The following is a 17,718-nucleotide window of genomic DNA, read 5'->3' as shown; positions in this document are numbered from 1 at the left end:
TAGATATAGTCGTTTAGGCTATAAGGGTTTGTCAACCGCGATACCCATTTTAGCTTTGCAGCCGGATCAGTCTGGCCTGACATGTTCTTTCATCTCCGACAGATTTATCTCCTGTTCGCCCGTTTTTTCGAATTTCAACGCCCGGTTCCGGAAATCCCCGCCGTCAATTTTTCCCATAACCCACTGGTGCCAGTCGGCTTGGCAGAAAGCGACGATTGCCTTGAAATCGGTGGACGGATCAAAGCGGGTCAGCGCGTCATCGACGATCCAGATACAGTAATTGCACTTTTTCTTACCATCTTCGAGAACCCTGAAAAAATATCGAAAGGTTTTGCTTCCGGGCTTCAAGCCTTCTCTGATCTCAAAGTTTTTGTAGGTCCATGTGTTTTGCACGTTCTCCTCCGTTTCCCATTCAGTGTTTTTAACACCTGAAACATAAGAATGCGGATTGGATTTACAACAATAGAACCACGAATGATCCGGGCTTCGGATTTTCCGGGATGACGAGGGCTCCTTGTCGCAAAACTCTTGCAGCCTATGGAATGATGCTTACCATCCCCACAACTGAAATTGCCAGAGAAGAGATAACCCAACTTTTCCAATCAACCGCCGCGGCCATCGGGATGCGGTCCGTAAAATTGATCCGGCATGTGCCGCACGGGGACAACAACCATAAGGATTCACAAAATGATAGACGACAACGGCAAATATATTGAGGTCCCGGTATTGACAGTCAGCGAAGCGGCCCGATTTATCGGCGTGGGTAAAAAAGTGATCTATCAGCTGGTCGAATTTGACGAAATTCGCGCCGTGCGTGAGCACGGCAGGGTAATGATCGACCGAAGCAGCCTGGAAGCCTTTCACAACAGCGGCAAGCGGCCCTGAGCGGGTTTGGGCAGGACGTTGACAAGGGACAGGCTAAAAACCAACGGATCGCACGGTTGCACCGGATTTCATGGCGTGATAGGAATAAAGACATCAATTCGCAGCTTTACCATACAGGCGTTGCACCCACGCCGGTCAACGCCTGAAACACCATAGATACAAACGGGTTCGCGTAGCGGTAATCTGAGGTACGCGATATGACAAGCATAGGTGTTGAAAAGGAGGTTGCATATGAAAAAAACCTGTTTGAAGCTGCTGGTCACCCTGGTTCTGGCAATCGTGTTCAGCGCACCGTCCTGTTGGGCCAAAGAAAAGGGCTACTGTTACATCGTGAGCTATTCCATGAACGGAAAAATCGCTTATATCACTCCCGTATTTGTTGCAAAAGTCTCAGGCGCAACATACAGCGAAGAGGAATTTGTCGCTGACGTGGAGCTGATCCGTAAAATAGAGGAGCAGTTTCAAAATTACCTGGCGGGACAGGGCATGGACAACGCTGATTTTGTCACCAGCGCCCGGGTAGCGTATCGATCCCAGGCCATCGCCGACAAGCGCATAGCCGATGAAAAAAAAATTTTCACCGGCAGGGGCTATACCGTCAAGGACGCAAACCGCTTTAAATTTAAAAATTAACCGACCCTGGTGTTGCGGCAGATTGATTGTTCACACGTTTTTGGCAGGCGGTTTATCCACCATCAGCCGATCTGGGGAAAGCCATTACGCTGAGTCATAGGGCATTAAGATTCGGATCACCATGCTCATGCAGTTCACCTAACCTAAAGTTTTTCCAGGCAGGTACCCTTTTGATTGCTGCAGATTACACAATACTGGTTATTATGGGAGTGGCCGCGGTCATTGCGGCCGGTTCATTTTCAATCATTGCCCGATACCTGTTCGACCGCGGTCTGGCAGATCGGAACGCGCTGGCGCCGAATATCATGGCCCTCTACAAAACCTATATTGCGCATACCCAAAAAATGACCGGCCGGATCGGGGGCGCTTTCTGGGTCCACTCGGTTTCCGCAGGGATATTCATCTCCACCGGAGTGGCTTACACGATCGGACGGTTCATTCTGCCCCGCTTTTTTTAGACTCCCGGCAAGAACTTAATGCACGATATTGCACCAGCGGGGAGAAAAATTAGTTATTGTCGCGGCCTTCCACCCGTTCCCGCAACCCTTCAAAAAAACCAATGGAGATCCGCATGCCCGCTTCCATTAAACCGATGGAATACAAGCTCACCATCGAACCGGACCTTTACCGATTTTCCTTTTCCGGCCGGATGACCCTTTCCGCCCATGCCGATCAACCGACCGATACCCTCACCCTCGATTGTGCAGAGCTGGCCATCTGGCAATGCCGGATTCAACAGAACGGATCCGATGAAAATCTCATCGACTGTCCGTTTACCGTGGATCCGGCCAATACCCGCCTGATCATCCATCTGCCCGAGCCCCTTTCCGGACTCTTTCAGTTGATCATCGACTATGCCGGCAAAATCAACGATCGCATGGCCGGTTTCTACCGCAGCCGGATCAAAACGGATAAGGCCCCGGATCATATTGCCGTCACCCAGTTTCAGGAAAGTGATGCCCGGCGCGCCTTTCCCTGTGTCGACCATCCCGCGCAAAAGGCTGTTTTTACGGTAGAAATGATCATCGACAGCAACCTGACCGCCATTTCCAACACCGACATTCAAACAATCACCAACCTCGAAAACGGGCGGCAGCGGGTCGCCTTCCATCCGACCCCCAAAATGTCCACCTACCTGTTGTTTTTCGGTGTGGGTCCCTTCGAAATCCACGAGGACGCCGTCGACCGCCGGGTGAGAGCCGTCTGTCTGCCGGGGATGGGGAACCAGACCGAATTCGGCCGCGAATTTGGCCGCAAGGCACTGGCCTACGGTGAAAATTACTATGCTATCGATTATCCGTTGACCAAGATGGATCTAATTGCCGTGCCCGACTTCGCCTTCGGGGCCATGGAAAACTGGGGAGCGATCACCTTTCGAGAAAACCTGCTGTTAAACGTTCCCGGTGTGACCTCCAGGGAAGCGGCAGCGCGCATCTGCGAAGTCATTGCCCACGAAATCACCCATCAATGGTTCGGCAATCTGGTCACCCCGGAGGAGTGGAAATATCTCTGGCTGAACGAAAGTTTTGCCACCTACTTCGGTTACGGCATGGTGGATTACCACTATCCTGCGTGGGAGATCTGGGATCAGTTTGTCAGAAGCCAGACCGAAACGGCCTTGTCCCGTGACGCCCTGAACGAAACCTTCGCCATCGAAATGCCGGGCGGCGCCCCAGTGGCCATCACCACCAGCACGGCGCCCATCATCTACAGCAAGGGGGGCAGCATTTTACGACAGCTGGAGGCCTGGATCGGCCCCGACTCTTTTAAGGCGGGCCTGCGGCGCTACCTGACCGACTTCGCCTATGGCAACGCCGCCAGCCACCACTTGTGGGAATCGCTGTCTGCCGCGTCCGGCATGCCCGTGGCCGACCTGATGCGCAACTGGGTCACCCAACCGGGCTTTCCGGTGATCACCGCCGAGCGCAAAAAAAACACGCTCTCCTTGAGCCAGCGGCGTTTCACCTACCTGCCCAACGATTCGGCGCAGACATGGCTGGTGCCGGTAACAGTCACATCCTATTTCCCGGACGGCAAGGCGGACACCCAAACGATCCTGCTCAGAAAAAAACAAACCGACCTCGCCCTGCCCGTGAATACCACCGCTTACAAGGTCAACACCGGTCAAACCGGATTTTACCATGTCTGCTACAACGATGCGGACAATCTGACCCGGCTGGGCGCCATGGTCGCTGGTCAGCAATTGCCCCCCTTGGACCGCTGGGGCCTGCAGAACGATCTGTTTGCGCTGGTCAAATCCGGTCTCGTGCCCATGGCGAAGCTGCTGGACATGGCCGAAAACTTTCTCGGTGAACGGGCCTACCTGCCCCTTTCCAGTCTGGACAGTCAATTGTTCGAAGCCTTTTTGCTGCTCCGGGGCGAAATCCGGACCCGCACGACCCGCACGGCCATGACCCTGATGAATGGCGCCCTGGACGCTTTCGGCCATCATCCTGCGCCGGATGAATCGCAGACCACGGCCATGCTGCGCGACCAGCTCCTGGTCCATGGCGCCTTGATCGGCAACCCACAGACCCTCGATTTCCTGACCGATCAGTTCAATGCATTTTTGGGCGGTTCCATAATCGCCCCCGATATTTTCAGGGGGGTGATGACTGCCGGAGCCGTTTCGGGTGGCGGGACGGCCCTGGAAGCCATGATTGGCCGTTTCGAAGCGAGTGGGGTCGAGCATGAGCGCATGACCCTGGCTGGCGCACTGGGCAGTTTCAACTCATGGCCCCTGCTGGAACAAGCTCTGGATTATACCCTGGAGAAGATGCCCGATCGAATTCGTTTTATGCCACTGGTGGCGGCCGCCGGCAACCCGGCGGCAGTGGATCGCCTGTGGGCCTGGTTTGTCGACAATTTCCCGCGAATTGAACGGATGCATCCCCTATTATTCGAACGGGTGGTGGCCGCTTTCGTGCCCGGCCCCGGCTTGCAGGATCCGGATCGCACACGCACCTTCTGCAACCATTTACAGCGAAAACAGCCGCGTCTGAAAGATGTGATCGCGCTCTCATTGGAGCGATTGGAAATCAATGCTGGTTTCCGTCAACGCGAGCAATAACGGCAAAATGGTGGAATCGTGACGGTCGGCGCGAGGACTGTGAAGCCCGGAAACCACCGGGATCATCGTTCGACAAGATCTGAAAACAAGGCCATTTCCCCATCCAGTCGGGCCGGATCCGTGAATAGGGGAAAAGGACGATGGCGGTTGTCCGGCATCGGTTCCCGATTGGCATCGGTCAGATCCAGGATCCCGTTGGTGTAACAAAAGGCCCCGTATCTGACAAAGCCGTACCCGCCGGTCAGGGGCAGCTCATGCTTCAACCCATCAAGCCCATTGATTTGGTTCCTGCCCACAGGCGTTATGCCCTCCTGGGTAAATATCTGGTTCAACAGATGGATAACCGTTGGAATATCCGTCGGCGCCTTGCAATAGATCGTGGCAAATTTTCCCTTCACTTCACCTGCAAAGCTTTCATATAACCGTCTCGAGGCCGCATACTTGTAAACCAGGCCGGTGGGAGCCATGCGATCTTCGAACAGTCTGATGGCCGGCAGCGCTTTGGCATAATCGGCGGGATAGATGGACAGATGGATTTTCCACCCGCCGACATACCACTTGTCTTTCTTGCGCATCTCCCGTGTCAGTGCACGACTCGTCGATGTTCGGAACCGGAATGACTGCGTGCCCGGGTCCCGATAGCGCATGACCGCCTGGTAGTCGGTTGCGCCGAATGATCTGATGGTGTGCCACGCCACGAGCGATGGATCTCCTTGTGTGAGGGTCTGTCGGTTTAACAGGAGGCATCCTGTATCACATCTCGTCGAAGATGAAAAACTTTTCGTATGCCGAAAACAATCCGGTATCAGCAACAATCTCGTCTCCGACGGGAAACAGTGTATTGCCGGATAAGGCAAAGTCACACGGCCTTGTGCCGTTCAATGGCCGTCACGATATACGGGTAGACCGTCTCCACGATGCGGGCATAGCCGTCAGCCGTGGGGTGCAGTTTATCCGGCTGGTTGAGTTGCGGGTTTCCGGCCACGCCTTCGAGGAAAAAGGGAATAAAGAGGACCCCATACTTCTCGGCAATTTCCGGATAGATCTCGGAAAAGGCCTGGGTGTAGTCCGGGCCAAGGTTGGGCAGCATGAGCATGCCGGCCAGAATGACCTGGATGTTGCGCGCCGTTAACAGGCTGACCAGCCGGTCCAGGTTGGCTCTCAGCAGCTCGGGATCCAGGCCCCGCAGGCCATCATTGGCGCCGGTTTCCAGAATGACGATGTCCGGTGACAGGCTGGATATCACCCATCCGATGCGCGAAAGGGCGCCGCTGCTGGTCTCCCCGCTCACCCCGGCATTGATCACCTGATAGTTGCGCCCATCGGCCTGCAGCCGGCGGGCCAGCTGGGCAGGAAAGGCCTGATCTTCGGAAACGCCCAGCCCGGCGGTCAGGCTGTCTCCCACAGCCACGATCGTGCCCTCGTATAAAGGAGCAGCGGTTTGCGGTGCAACGGATTTTTCAACCGTCGGCTCCTGGCTGCAGCCGAGCAGAACGAAACCGAGGCTGATCAGCAAAAGCGCCGCACGATCAACCCGCCACCCATAAAAATGCCCAATTTCTCTAGAAGGTACCTTGAAGCGTACATTCTGGTTCAAGGTCGAGGCGGATCCGTATTTCAAACAGCAGGCATACTGCAGTATGTCGAGGATTTGAAACACGGCTCCAACGCAGAGATTGGACCAGAAGGTGGGCTTCAAACATTTATTCATTTTGCTGCTCCCTGAGATACGCAACCGGTTTTTTGGCCATGATCGATCGCGAGGCGGTCATGCCCACCGAGACCACCAGCGCCACGGTGGCGGCCACCATCACCAGCGATACCGACAAAAACGGCCGATAGCCGATATCGAATTTCACCACGCACACCCAATATGCGCCTGCCTGGGCCATGATCAGGGCCAGCGCGCTGCTGAGCAGGCCGACCAGCATGTTTTCCAGGGCGAAAACGGTAAAGACGAACCGCCTGTCGGCCCCCAGGATCTTGTAGTAAACCGACTCCACCGTCCGCTCGGCACGGGTGGCGAAGACCGCACTCACCAGGATCAGGATGCCGGCCGCAATGCTGAAGAGGCTGAAAACGCGCACGATCCGCGACAGGCGGGCCATCATCCGGGCCAGGATGCCGATGGTCTGGGACATATCGATGACGCTGATATTGGGAAATCGGGAGACGATCGACGTTTGAAGCGGCCCCATCTGCCCGGGAGCCACCTTCATGGCGGCAAACAGGGTATGCGGGGCCTGCTTCAGCACCGCATCCGGGAAGACGAAGTAAAAGAACGGGCTCAAGGTCCGGCTGTCCCGGGTACGCAAGCTGGAAATGCGCGCGGTCAAGGGGACCCCCTGGATCCTGAAGGTGATGCGGTCGCCGATTTTCATCTCCCGCATCTCCACTATCGTATCCATGACCGACACCTGGGGCTCGGTCCAGTCCTTGCGAAAAAGGGTGTCGCCGTCAATCAGGGTTTCGTCATCCAGCAGCACCTCCCGGTAAGTCAGGTTGAAAACCCGCGACAGGTTGTCGCGCCGCTGCTTGCCCTCTCGGCTGCGGTCGATGGCCTCGCCGTTGACGGCCGTAATCCGGGCCCGCACGATGGGGTAAAATTGGACCGGGCGGCCGATAGCGGCTGAAAACGCATCGGCCTGGTCGGGCTGGATGTCCACATAAAAGGCGTTGGGCGAATCGGCGGGGAAGGACTGGACAAAGGTGGCATTCAGGTTCTTTTCGATGAGGTGGTCCCCGAAGATCATGGCCAGTGAGGCGGTCAGGGTAATCATGATGGCACGGGTGGCATTGCCCCGTCGAAACAGCCCCTTGATGGCCTGGCGCAGGGCCAGATAGCGAACCGGCAGGCGTTTTATCGTCCACAGGACCAAATGGGCCAGCAGTGCCGCGGCCAGGATCAGGCCGACGACAGCGCCGACGAAATAAAAGCCGAAACGAAGGTCGCGCATGTGCCACAGCACCAGAGCGAGAAAAAAGAGCAGGATCAGCAGGCCGGAGAGGTAATTGGGCCAGCGTGAGTTGCCGACGGACGGCAGGCGGTTGAAGATGACCACCGGACGCGTCTCCCTGAGCCGGTAAAGGGGAAGGAACGAAAACAGGGCGACCACGGTAAACCCCAGCATGACAGCCTCGCCCACCCCGATCCAGGAAATGGCCCAACCCAGGCGCCCGGGCAATAAGGGGCCCAGCATCCAGGCCAGGATGCCCTGAACCGCCGCACCGGCCAAGATGCCCGCGCCGGTTCCCGCGGCACCCAGCAAAAAGACCATGAGCATGAAATGCGTGGTGATGAACCGGCCGGTGGCGCCCACGGCTTTCATCACGGCAATAGTGCGCTGCTTTTCGTTGAACAGGGCCGTGAGGGTACTCTGTATGCCCAGCCCGGATATGATCAGGATGAAAAGCCCCACCAGTTTCAGGAAGAAAAGGAAATTGTCCAGAAACCGTTTAACCACGGACCCGGCGGTAAGGTAGGTATCGATGTCTTCACCGTCTAACCGGGATGCCTGTTTCAAGCGGGCGGCAATGGCATCCACCTGAAGCGGGTCGATCACCTTGAGCAGCACCACGCGGCGGATGCGGCTACCGGTGGCCATCAGGCCCAGGGCATCCAGGTCCGCACTGTGAATGAAGATCCGTGGGCCGAAGGCAAACAGATCCAAGGGGCGATCCGGTTCGACGGTAACCACGTCATCAATCGTCAAGGTGGTGTAGCCAACTTTTAACCGGTCTCCCACCGTCAGGCCGGTGCGGTCCAGCAGGGTCTGCTCCGCGATGCAGCCGCCGGGAACAAGCACCTGCCTGAAGGGGCGACCCGATTTCAAAACGATCTGGCCGTAAAAAGGGTAGCCCGGTTGCACCACTTTCAGCCTGGCGAGCACGGATGCCTTTTCGTCAGGCGCGCGCACCACACTATAGAATTCGTGAACATTGGCCCGCACGATCTGCCCCTGTTCCGCCAGTTGATCAATGGCCTGCTTCAGCGGGGCGGAAATGGGGTCGTAGGATTTGATGATAATGTCGGCGGCGTGCAGAGAGCGGGCGTCATCGAGCAGGGCGCGGCCCACACTTCTGGCGAATCCGGAAAAGGCGGTCAGGGTGGTCAGCGAAAGGGCCACGCAAAGCACGAAAAGGCCTGCCTGCCTGGATGAGCGCCGCACCTGGCGGAGAATTGTCGGCATATGACGCATGGGCGGCTATCCTGTCAGGTGTCCATCTTTAAGGGAAATCACCCGGTCGGCGGCCCGGGCGATTTCCGGATTGTGGGTCACCAGCACCAGGGTGGCCCCGTGTTCGTTTTTCAGATCGATGAGCTGGGCGAGCACGATCTTGCCGTTCTCCGAATCCAAATTGCCGGTGGGTTCGTCGGCAAAAAGCAGCTTGGGTCGATTGATCAGGGCGCGGCAAAGGGCGATGCGCTGCTTTTCGCCCCCGGACAGCTGGCTGGGCAGATTGTCCGCCCGGGCCGACAGGCCTACCCGGGCCAGCAGCCGCCCGGCACGCACGTCCGCTTCATGATCACCCATCAGCTCGGCCGGGAACATGATATTCTCCCTGGCGGTCATCGACGGCACCAAGTGAAAGGATTGAAACACGAAACCGATGGTTCGGTTGCGCAGCGGCGCCAACGCCTCTTCGGAGGCGTCGGTAATATCGCGGTCGTCGATGAATACCTGACCCGACGTGGGGTGATCCAGCCCGGAAAGCAGTGTCAACAGAGTGGTTTTACCGCTGCCGCTGCTACCGGCGATGACAATGAATTCCCCCTTTTCGGCAGACAAGGAAACATTTTCCAGCACGGTGATGGCACGGTGATCCACGGTATAGGTTTTGGTAATGTGTCGCGCTTCCAGCAAAGCCATGGTGGTTGTGTCTCCCAGAATGTGAAAGGCCCGTGAGGGTGCTCATCAGGTTGATAGATAATGACAGGGCGTATCTTCGCTCCAAAAAATATTCCTATAAAACGACATTGAACAAAAGATAGAGAAAGATAAGGCATCCCACTGGATTTTCAAATCAGACAGATGAAGGCACTGAAAAGGTGCTCGGGTGAATACGGGACAAAAGACCGCCATGTCCCCGCTGCGCCGCTCTTTTCAAGGGGGTGGTGGAGGGCAAAATAGGAACGCCGGGCTTGCCATTTCTCGCCAATGCGGTTAATCACAACCATTCGTCAAAACACCAGGGACAAACCGCATGACCGATAAAAATGAATGCCGGCCCGATCCGGAAGTGCTGCTCCAACTGGCCCGCATGCGAATGCCCTTCGGCAGGTACAAGGACCGCCTGCTGATCGATCTGCCGGAGGCCTATGTGATCTGGCTGGCCAACAAGGGATTTCCGGGCGGGCAGTTGGGCGACATGCTGCAGATGGTGTATGAAATCAAAATCAACGGACTAGAGTATCTCTTCGATCCGCTGCGGACCTTATAGGCGGGGGTTTTGCCATTTCCCTGTCGGTTGGCAGAGTGCAGTCGTTCGATGATCTTTGAGAAACGGCTTTCCAGGGGGCATTGAAAATGCCCCCCGGTTGCCTTGCATAGACTACATGGGCAGAAAGCTTACGCCCAGTGCGAATATAACAAAGGACCAAAGCATGGCCACGAACGTGTAACCCATGATGTCGCGGGCCTGAAGGCGGCTGCCGGCGGCCACGATGGGCAAGAATGTCAGGGTCCAGAAAGGTTGGATCATGTTGGTCCAACTGTCGCCGTATCCCACGGACATGGAAACCTTGGCGATGAAAGCCTGGGTCACATCGGCGGCCAGACCGGCGTTGGCGGCCACGGTTTTGGCTGCTTCGACGATGGGCTGCCCCACCACGGCCCATTCACCGCCGCCCGACGGAACGAAGATATTGAGGAAACCGCCAATGAGAAAAGCCACAAAGGGGAAGCTCTCCGGGGAGGACGCCGCCGCCAGAGAGGTGGCCACCTGCTTGCCCAGGCCGGTATGGATCATGATGCCCATGATGCCGGCATAAAAGGGGAACTGCAGGATGATGCCGGATACATTGGAACAGGCCCGTTTCATAGCCACCACGTAACGGATGGGTGTCTTGTGGGCCAGCATACCCAGGATGATGAACACGAAGTTCATGATATTCAGGTTCAGGTCAAACCCCTTGTTCCAGAAGTGGGCCACGATGATATAAGCGCCCATGAGGACAATCAGCAGGTTGATGATCCATGAGGCGTTGAGCATGTCGCTGAGGCAACGGTCGGACAGGCAAAGGCTGTTGGCCTCCTCCTCCACACTCATGGGTTTGGCCGGCGCGTCACCTTCACGCAGATCGTCAAACGTCTGAATGTTTTCCTCCGCGGGGCGCATGAGCATGAAGAGCATGGGCAAGGTGATCAGCAGAGCGAGGTTGACCCCGATGTTCATGACGCTGCCCAGGGTCAGGGTAGTGGGGATGATTTCACTGAGCACCCCGGCTTTGATCAGAAAATTTTCCGGGGTATTGATCACCAGCGGAATGGAACCCGACAGACCACCATGCCAGGGCAGGAAGGTCGCGTAAACCGCGGCGGCGGTCAGTCGGTAGTCGACCCCCTTGACCCGCATGGCCAGTTCGCGGGCCAATACTGCGGTCAGCACGATCCAGCCCCATGAAATCAGGGCGAAAACCTGCCCGGCGATCATGATGGTTGCATACACCGCCACCGGTTTGTTGATCCGGGCGGCCAGCCAGTCGATAAAGCGGCTGGCAATGGGGCTGATGGCGATGGCGTAACCGGTGACCAGAATCAGCACCATCTGCATGGCAAAACTCAGCAGCGACCAAAACCCCTTGTACCATGCCTCAGCGATCTTGACCGGCCCGACATCCATGCTGAACAAGGCCCAAACCGCCGCGATGAGCGTGAGAATCAACGCAAAGATAAAGGAGTCCGGCAACCATCTTCTAAACCGAACCGCAAAAAAAGTTCCGATACCGCTTAGCATTTTTTTCTCCTTTTGATTTGGTTTGACGGTGTCGATTCATGCAGGCACCGCCCTGAAGCAGGGAACCCGGCGTTTGCTCGGGTCGATAACAAATACCCTACCGGACACATTGATGGCTATTGATCCAATTCAGCCAGACCTTCGTACTGCTCCAGGCAATTCGGGTTGGCCAACGCGTCGCGGTTGGTCACCGGATCGCCGTGGATAACGTTGCGTACGGCCAGTTCGACCTTCTTCATGTTAATGGTGTAGGGAATCTCCTGCACCTGGATGACCTTGGCCGGTACATGGCGCGGGCTGCAGGCGTCCCGGATGGTCGTCTTGATTTTTTTGACCAGCGCCTCGTCCAAGTCGAGTCCCTTGGCAAGCGTGACAAAAAGCACTACCCGCACATCGTCATTCCACTTTTGACCCACCACCACACTATCGGCTACCTCCTCCAGGGTTTCCAGGGCGGTGTAAATGTCGGCGGTGCCGATGCGCACACCTCCGGGGTTGAGTGTGGCGTCGCTTCGGCCATAAATGGTGATCCCCCGGGTCCGGCTGTTGATGCTGATGAAGTCGCCGTGGGTCCACACCCCCGGGTATTTCGTGAAATAGGCCTTGCGGTATCGCTCACCGTCCGGATCGTTCCAGAAATAGACCGGCATGCTGGGAAAGGCCGCGGTACACACCAGTTCGCCGGTTTCGTCGAGGACCGGCTCCCCGGCATCGTTGAAGGCCTGCACGTTCAAACCCAGACCGGGCCCCTGCAGTTCTCCGGCGTGGACCGGCAGGAACGGGGTTCCCAGGGCGAAGCAGCCGTTGAGGTCGGTGCCGCCGCTGATGGAAGCCAGCTGCATGTCGGCCTTGATCTTACGGTAGGCGTATTCGAAACCCGATACGGACAGGGGGGAACCGGTGGAACAGACCATGCGCAGCTTTTCCAGGTTGCAGTCGCTGCCGGGCCGGTAACCCGCCTCATCCAGGGCGCTGATATACCGGGCACTGGTCCCGAAGATGGTCATGCCCACCTGTTCGGCCAATTTCCACAACACCTCGGGGCCGGGGTAAAAAGGTGAGCCGTCGTATAGGACCAGGGTGGCCCCGACGCCCAGCCCGCAGACCATCCAGTTCCACATCATCCAACCGCAGGTGGTAAAATAAAACAGCACGTCGTCGCGCCGCAGGTCGCAGTGCAGCAGATGTTCCTTGAGCTGGTTCGTAAGAATGCCGGCATGGCTCTGGACCATGCACTTGGGCTTGCCGGTGGTGCCGGAGCTGTACATGACGTAAAGGGGGTGCTCGGCCGGGACTTGGACAAAATCGATCTCCGCCGGCGCGTAAGGCGCCACAAAGGATTCCCAGGACACGGCGTTGGGCACCTTTCCCAGAGCCGGTTCGGCCGTGGTGTATCCGACCACCACCACTTTTTCCACCATGGGCAGTTGCCGCAGGATACCGCCCACACGTTCCAGGCTGTTAAACGTTTTGCCGTTGTAATAGTAGCCATCGGCAGTGAAGAGCACTTTGGGTCCGATCTGACCGAAGCGGTCCAGGACGCCTTTGATGCCGAAATCCGGGGAAGATGAGGACCAGATGGCTCCCAGGCTCACGGCGGCCAGCATAGCGATGATGGCTTGGGGCATGTTGGGCATGAAGCCGGCCACCCGGTCGCCCGTGGTCACACCGGCAGCCTTCAAAGCCTGAGCCATGCGGCTGACCTCGTCGTAAAGTTGGCTGTATGAGCAGGACTGTCGGGACTGGCCCTCGCCCTGGAAGATCAGGGCCGTTCGCTCGTCCCGGTAGCGCAACAAATTTTCGGCAAAGTTCAGCTCGGCGCCGGTAAACCATTTAGCCCCGGGCATCTTCAACGGATCGCTTACCACGTTTTTATAGGGCTTGCTGGCAACAATATCGGCGAATTCCCAGAACAGGCCCCAGAAGTCGGCGATGTGATCGACGGACCATTGCCAAAGCTGGGAATAGTTGGAAAGGGACAGATGGTGGCGTTGATTGGCAGTTTTCATGAAACGCATCATGTTCGACTGTTCAATGAACGTTTCATCGGGCCGCCAAAGCGTCTTCGGATTATTCATGACACCTCCCTGTAAATATAGATTTTTTTGATTTCCGGGACTTGTCCGGCACCCGTCGCTCCCGGGGAAAAATTCGTTTTTCTCACCCGCGTTGTCGCCTAATAGTCCACATGGTCCAAACCCTTGAGGCCCAGAATCTGACGGGCCTCGGCCGGGGTGGCGGTTTCGACACCCAGTTCGCCGGCGATGTGCTTCAGCTTGGCTACCTGCTCTCCGCTGGTTTTGGCCAGAACGCCTTTTCCCAGGTACAGGTTGTCCTCCAGGCCCACCCGTGCGTGCCCGCCCATGAGCAGCGCATGCGTGGTCATGGCAAACTGGGTGCGACCTGCCGCGCAGACCGACCACTGGAACTCGCCGATCTGCTGCCGGGCGGTTTGCACCAGAAAGACCAGATTTTCAACGGTGGCCGGGATGCCGCCGAGGATGCCCAGCACGAACTGAAGGTAAACCGGCGTTTTGATATGTCCGGCATCAATCAGATAAGCCAGGTTGTTGATCATGCCCACGTCGTAAATTTCAAACTCCGGTTTGGTACCGTACTGTCCCATCAGCTCGGTGAACTTGCGGATCGTGTAAAAAGTATTGGGAAAAATGAAGTCATCGGTGCCCGACAGGTACCGTTCCTCCCAGTCGTATTTCCACTGGCCCGCGTATTTGGGGACCACGTGAAACAGGGCGAAATTCATGGATCCGGCGTTCAGGCTGGCCAGCTCCGGCTTCAGGCTGGAGACCACCTTGGCACGGTTTTCCACCGTATCTCCGAGGCTTCCGCCGGTCGTGGCACAAATAACGATGTCGCAGCGGCGTTTGACCTCGGTGGCAACTTCCCGGAACATCGTCTGATCCGCCTTGGGTTGGCCGGTTTCGGGATCGCGCACATGCAAGTGCGCCACAGCCCCGCCGGCTTCGTAGACACTCATGATGTCATCGATCAGCTCTCGGGGGGTAATCGGCAGATGCGGCGACATGGTCGGGGTGTGGATGGCACCGGTGACGGCCGCGGTGATGATGGCTTTCGGTGAAGTTTCGTTGCCCATTCGTCTCTTTCCTTTTTCGTATTTGGGTTCCTCGTCTCGGCTGACCTGGCTTTTTCCCAACAGGGGGTTAAGGAACGTAAATGACGTCCACACATTTCACATCCCGATGATCGGCTGGAAGGGCGAAATGGGGAACACTGGAGTCAAAATAGACACAATCCCCGGTTTCCAGAAGGTACTCGTCCTCGCCATGGAAAAATCGCATAGTACCTTCAACCACCAAGACCATCTCCTCACCATCATGCTGAAAAACAAGGCTTTTCTTTGAGTCAGCCGGGATTGTCAAAAGGGAAGGCTCCATCTTTTTATTGGGATATTTATGCGCCAGGGTCTCGTAAGAGTAACCGAAGCCGACGCTGGTTTTGGCCATGAATTGGCGTTCCGCCATTTTGACTACCGAACAGCGTACCGTCGTATTTTCTTCTCCGAAAATCTGGGAAAGCGTCACGCTCAGCGCCTTGGCGATGACGATCAGGGTGGACACGGGGGGGGATTTTTCGGAATTCTCGACTTTGGACAGATAGCCTTTGGTGAGGCCGGCCTTCCCTGCCAGTCCCGCCAGGGTGAGTTTTCTGGAAAGACGAAGGGATTTGATATTCTTTCCGATCTGGGATTCCGGAATCATTCACCCCTCTTTTTTTTGTGGCCAGAGAATGGCTATCCGTCGCCGTTAAGACGTGTCAGCTTTTTTAACGACGATGCCGACCAGATAATTTCGGTCGAATGAACGGCAACCGGAGGCAGTAGCCCTGCAAATTGAGCAAAGAGCATGGCCTCATTTAAAAAAACATAGGACGCCTTGCACGGGCTCTCTAAGTTTCCCAAGAAATCAACCCAATACTAAAATATTTTTAACTTATTGTATTGTTAGCTAATATTAAGAAGAAAAACGGTTTCCAAATAGGAAACTTATTGTTAAGGTGAGCATATGTCAAGTAGTTTTTTGCCGGCATTCTATTTTCCTCATGCGATATATTTGCTGAACGAAATTCTGGAAAACCGTCGGGCAATTAAGGGCTTATCCGGATGCCTCATCCGGGAGGGTGACATGAGAATCAACAGGTTTGACTGCCGGAACCCGATCATGTATTTCACTGAACCACAATTCCCACCCGTGCCTTCATCTTTCACTCCGGGAAGGAGCGTTCACATGTCGATCAGCCACGAGCCAGCCTGGCGGCTGGCAGCCCGCATCGCCAAGAAGGAAATTTCGCCGCTGGAAGTCATGCGCGACACCCTCGACCGGATTGATCGCGTCAATCCGGGCCTGAATGCTTTTGTGTCCCTGCGACCGGAAGCGGCCATGGCCGAAGCACGGGCACTGACCGAGAAAGTTGCGGCAGGGAAACCCGTTGGCCCCCTGGCCGGAGTCCCTCTGGGTGTGAAGGACCTGGAGGATACCGCAGGCATGGTAACCAGTTACGGTTCCCTCCCGTTTAAAGACAATCTGGTGCAGGCCGATTCGATTCAAGTGGCGCGCCTCAAGGCAGCGGGTGCCATTGTGGTGGGCAAGACCAACACCCCGGAATTCGGGTTTACCGGTTTCACCAAAAACAGGCTCCACGGCACCACCCGCAATCCATGGAATCCGGAGCGAACCCCGGGTGGCTCCAGCGGCGGATCGGCAGCGGCCGTTGCCGGCGGCATGGTCCCGCTGTGCACGGGATCCGATGCCGGCGGGTCCATTCGCATCCCTGCATCTTATTCGGGTTGCTTCGGGCTAAAACCCTCCTTCGGCCGGATTCCGGTGGGACCGTCGCCCTTTTTGAGCTACAGCGCCATGATCGTAATGGGCCCCCTGACGCGGACGGTTATCGACGCCGCCCTGTATATGGACTGTGTGGCAGGTTATCACCCGGCGGATCCCCATTCCCTGCCCAAACCGCCAACGTCCTATCAGGCGTGCATCGACGAGCTTCCGAAGCGGCTGAAAATCGTCTTCAGCCCGGACCTGGGATACGCCAGGGTTCAACCGGAGGTGATGGCCTGCGTTGAGCGGGCCGTGCATGCCTTCGAGGAGATGGGCCATCGGGTGGAACGGTGGGCCGGCAGCCTGCCGGATACGGGCGACGTCTGGACACCGTTGATCTGTACGGATATTTATGCGCAGCTATGCGATGTGATGGAAACAAAACGGAGCGAGATCGGAAGAACCCTGGCTGATGTGGTGGATCGGACCCGGGGGCTTACGGTTGCCGAGATTACCCCCATCCAGCAATTGCGGGCACGGCTGAACCGGAAACTGGCGGCGCTTTTCGAAGAATTCGATATCCTTCTCACCCCCACCATGCCCACCGAGGCGTTTGCCGCCGGCGGGCCGCCGCCGGCTGAGATTGACGGTCACCCCATCCCCCTTTTGGGGGCTGTAGCCTTCACTTATCCCTTCAACCTTTCCGGGCATCCGGCCGCCTCGGTGCCGGCGGGGTTGACCCCAAGCGGATTACCGGTTGGGGTCCAGATCATCGCGCCCCGGCACCGTGACGACCGGGTCTTGCAGGCAGCCCGGGCTTATGAGAAGATCCGGCCATGGAATGACAGCTGGCCCGGACAGGTATAACCGCGGGTCGGCAACGGTCATTCCCGGCACGACCCATCAAAAAAGGCTGAGGCCGTCGATGCCCCTCCGGTGGTTCTCATGAGCGGTCATCAACTGGTAGCGACCCTCATCTGCGGAATCCACGGCAGTATACAGCGAACGCTCCAGGCCTCCGGCTTGTAACGCCTGCACACGGCGCAGCAACACACAGGAACCCGCGCAAAGGCTTTTATCCTTGGTCCGGTTCGGACAATGGCGACACGGTGACTGAATCATGGGGCCTCCTTTCCAATCATTTTTCAATGGCTTTCCGGCAGCGTTCGTCACTTCCGGTGAAAGACTGCATCAACGATTGTTGCTGAACAGACTCTATCAAAAGGGATGCCAACAATAACTATTTGAAATCACATTTATTAAAAGAAAAGTGGAACGGTTTGGCTGGAAACATTTCCGACAGGTTGTAAAATCGGTTATCTTCCGATAGATATCCGGATTGTAAAAAGGTAGCCCTTTTCGAATTGC

Annotated in this window: 16 protein-coding genes; 6 read left to right on the top strand and 10 right to left on the bottom strand. The window is 56.6% G+C overall.

The window, feature by feature from the left end; all coding sequences use genetic code 11:
- Positions 1 to 66: 66 nt before the first annotated feature.
- A complete protein-coding gene (locus tag ACHZBS_RS12440) occupies positions 67 to 393 on the bottom strand; it encodes a hypothetical protein (protein ID WP_319406834.1) in 327 nt (108 codons plus the stop codon).
- Positions 394 to 687: 294 nt separating this feature from the next.
- Between ACHZBS_RS12440 and ACHZBS_RS12435 the strand changes: the two genes are divergently transcribed.
- The 4 genes from ACHZBS_RS12435 (at position 688) to ACHZBS_RS12420 (ending at position 4,588) form a co-directional block, all read left to right on the top strand.
- Positions 688 to 885 carry a helix-turn-helix domain-containing protein gene (locus ACHZBS_RS12435; protein ID WP_319406833.1) on the top strand — a complete coding sequence of 66 codons (198 nt, stop codon included), beginning with the start codon at positions 688 to 690 and terminating at the stop codon, positions 883 to 885.
- A 231-nt stretch (positions 886 to 1,116) separates the two neighbouring features.
- A complete protein-coding gene (locus ACHZBS_RS12430; protein WP_319406832.1) occupies positions 1,117 to 1,518 on the top strand; it encodes a hypothetical protein in 402 nt (133 codons plus the stop codon).
- A 170-nt stretch (positions 1,519 to 1,688) separates the two neighbouring features.
- Complete coding sequence (locus ACHZBS_RS12425; protein WP_319406831.1) at positions 1,689 to 1,976, top strand: hypothetical protein; 288 nt, start codon at positions 1,689 to 1,691, stop codon at positions 1,974 to 1,976.
- A gap of 113 nt (positions 1,977 to 2,089) precedes the next feature.
- Positions 2,090 to 4,588, top strand: a complete 2,499-nt coding sequence (locus ACHZBS_RS12420; RefSeq protein WP_319406830.1) for a M1 family metallopeptidase — start codon at positions 2,090 to 2,092, stop codon at positions 4,586 to 4,588.
- 62 nt (positions 4,589 to 4,650) lie between these two features.
- Here ACHZBS_RS12420 and ACHZBS_RS12415 read toward each other — a convergent pair whose 3' ends face one another.
- From ACHZBS_RS12415 to ACHZBS_RS12400, 4 genes are all read right to left on the bottom strand, one after another.
- A complete protein-coding gene (locus ACHZBS_RS12415) occupies positions 4,651 to 5,286 on the bottom strand; it encodes a hypothetical protein (protein ID WP_319406829.1) in 636 nt (211 codons plus the stop codon).
- Between the two features lie 161 nt (positions 5,287 to 5,447).
- Complete coding sequence (locus ACHZBS_RS12410) at positions 5,448 to 6,299, bottom strand: arylesterase (RefSeq protein WP_319406828.1); 852 nt, start codon at positions 6,297 to 6,299, stop codon at positions 5,448 to 5,450.
- A complete protein-coding gene (locus tag ACHZBS_RS12405; RefSeq protein WP_319406827.1) occupies positions 6,292 to 8,787 on the bottom strand; it encodes an FtsX-like permease family protein in 2,496 nt (831 codons plus the stop codon). The genes ACHZBS_RS12410 and ACHZBS_RS12405 overlap by 8 nt, the downstream gene beginning before the upstream one ends.
- A 6-nt stretch (positions 8,788 to 8,793) precedes the next feature.
- The gene (locus ACHZBS_RS12400) at positions 8,794 to 9,459 is read right to left on the bottom strand and encodes an ABC transporter ATP-binding protein (RefSeq protein WP_319406826.1); all 666 of its coding nucleotides are present in this window, start codon (positions 9,457 to 9,459) and stop codon (positions 8,794 to 8,796) included.
- Positions 9,460 to 9,793: 334 nt separating this feature from the next.
- On the opposite strand from ACHZBS_RS12400, the gene ACHZBS_RS12395 reads away from it, so the two are divergent.
- A complete protein-coding gene (locus tag ACHZBS_RS12395) occupies positions 9,794 to 10,030 on the top strand; it encodes a DUF3820 family protein (RefSeq protein WP_319406825.1) in 237 nt (78 codons plus the stop codon).
- 111 nt (positions 10,031 to 10,141) lie between these two features.
- On the opposite strand, the gene ACHZBS_RS12390 is transcribed toward ACHZBS_RS12395, so the two are convergent.
- The 4 genes from ACHZBS_RS12390 to ACHZBS_RS12375 form a co-directional block, all read right to left on the bottom strand.
- Positions 10,142 to 11,545, bottom strand: a complete 1,404-nt coding sequence (locus tag ACHZBS_RS12390; RefSeq protein ID WP_319406824.1) for a TIGR00366 family protein — start codon at positions 11,543 to 11,545, stop codon at positions 10,142 to 10,144.
- Positions 11,546 to 11,661: 116 nt separating this feature from the next.
- Positions 11,662 to 13,623, bottom strand: coding sequence for an acetoacetate--CoA ligase (locus ACHZBS_RS12385; protein WP_319406823.1), 1,962 nt, complete (start codon positions 13,621 to 13,623; stop codon positions 11,662 to 11,664).
- Between the two features lie 98 nt (positions 13,624 to 13,721).
- Positions 13,722 to 14,660 (bottom strand): 3-keto-5-aminohexanoate cleavage protein, encoded by a 939-nt coding sequence (locus ACHZBS_RS12380; RefSeq protein ID WP_319406822.1) that lies wholly within the window; start codon positions 14,658 to 14,660, stop codon positions 13,722 to 13,724.
- Between the two features lie 67 nt (positions 14,661 to 14,727).
- Positions 14,728 to 15,285, bottom strand: coding sequence for an XRE family transcriptional regulator (locus ACHZBS_RS12375; protein WP_319406821.1), 558 nt, complete (start codon positions 15,283 to 15,285; stop codon positions 14,728 to 14,730).
- A 525-nt stretch (positions 15,286 to 15,810) separates the two neighbouring features.
- Between ACHZBS_RS12375 and ACHZBS_RS12370 the strand changes: the two genes are divergently transcribed.
- Positions 15,811 to 17,217 carry an amidase gene (locus ACHZBS_RS12370; RefSeq protein ID WP_319406820.1) on the top strand — a complete coding sequence of 469 codons (1,407 nt, stop codon included), beginning with the start codon at positions 15,811 to 15,813 and terminating at the stop codon, positions 17,215 to 17,217.
- A 36-nt stretch (positions 17,218 to 17,253) separates the two neighbouring features.
- On the opposite strand, the gene ACHZBS_RS12365 is transcribed toward ACHZBS_RS12370, so the two are convergent.
- Complete coding sequence (locus ACHZBS_RS12365; protein WP_319406819.1) at positions 17,254 to 17,472, bottom strand: hypothetical protein; 219 nt, start codon at positions 17,470 to 17,472, stop codon at positions 17,254 to 17,256.
- Positions 17,473 to 17,718 lie beyond the last annotated feature (246 nt).

Source organism: uncultured Desulfosarcina sp. (genome assembly GCF_963664155.2).
GTDB lineage: Bacteria > Desulfobacterota > Desulfobacteria > Desulfobacterales > Desulfosarcinaceae > Desulfosarcina.
Note: the sequence above shows the minus strand (reverse complement) of the source record. Positions and strands in the feature narration are given on the sequence as shown.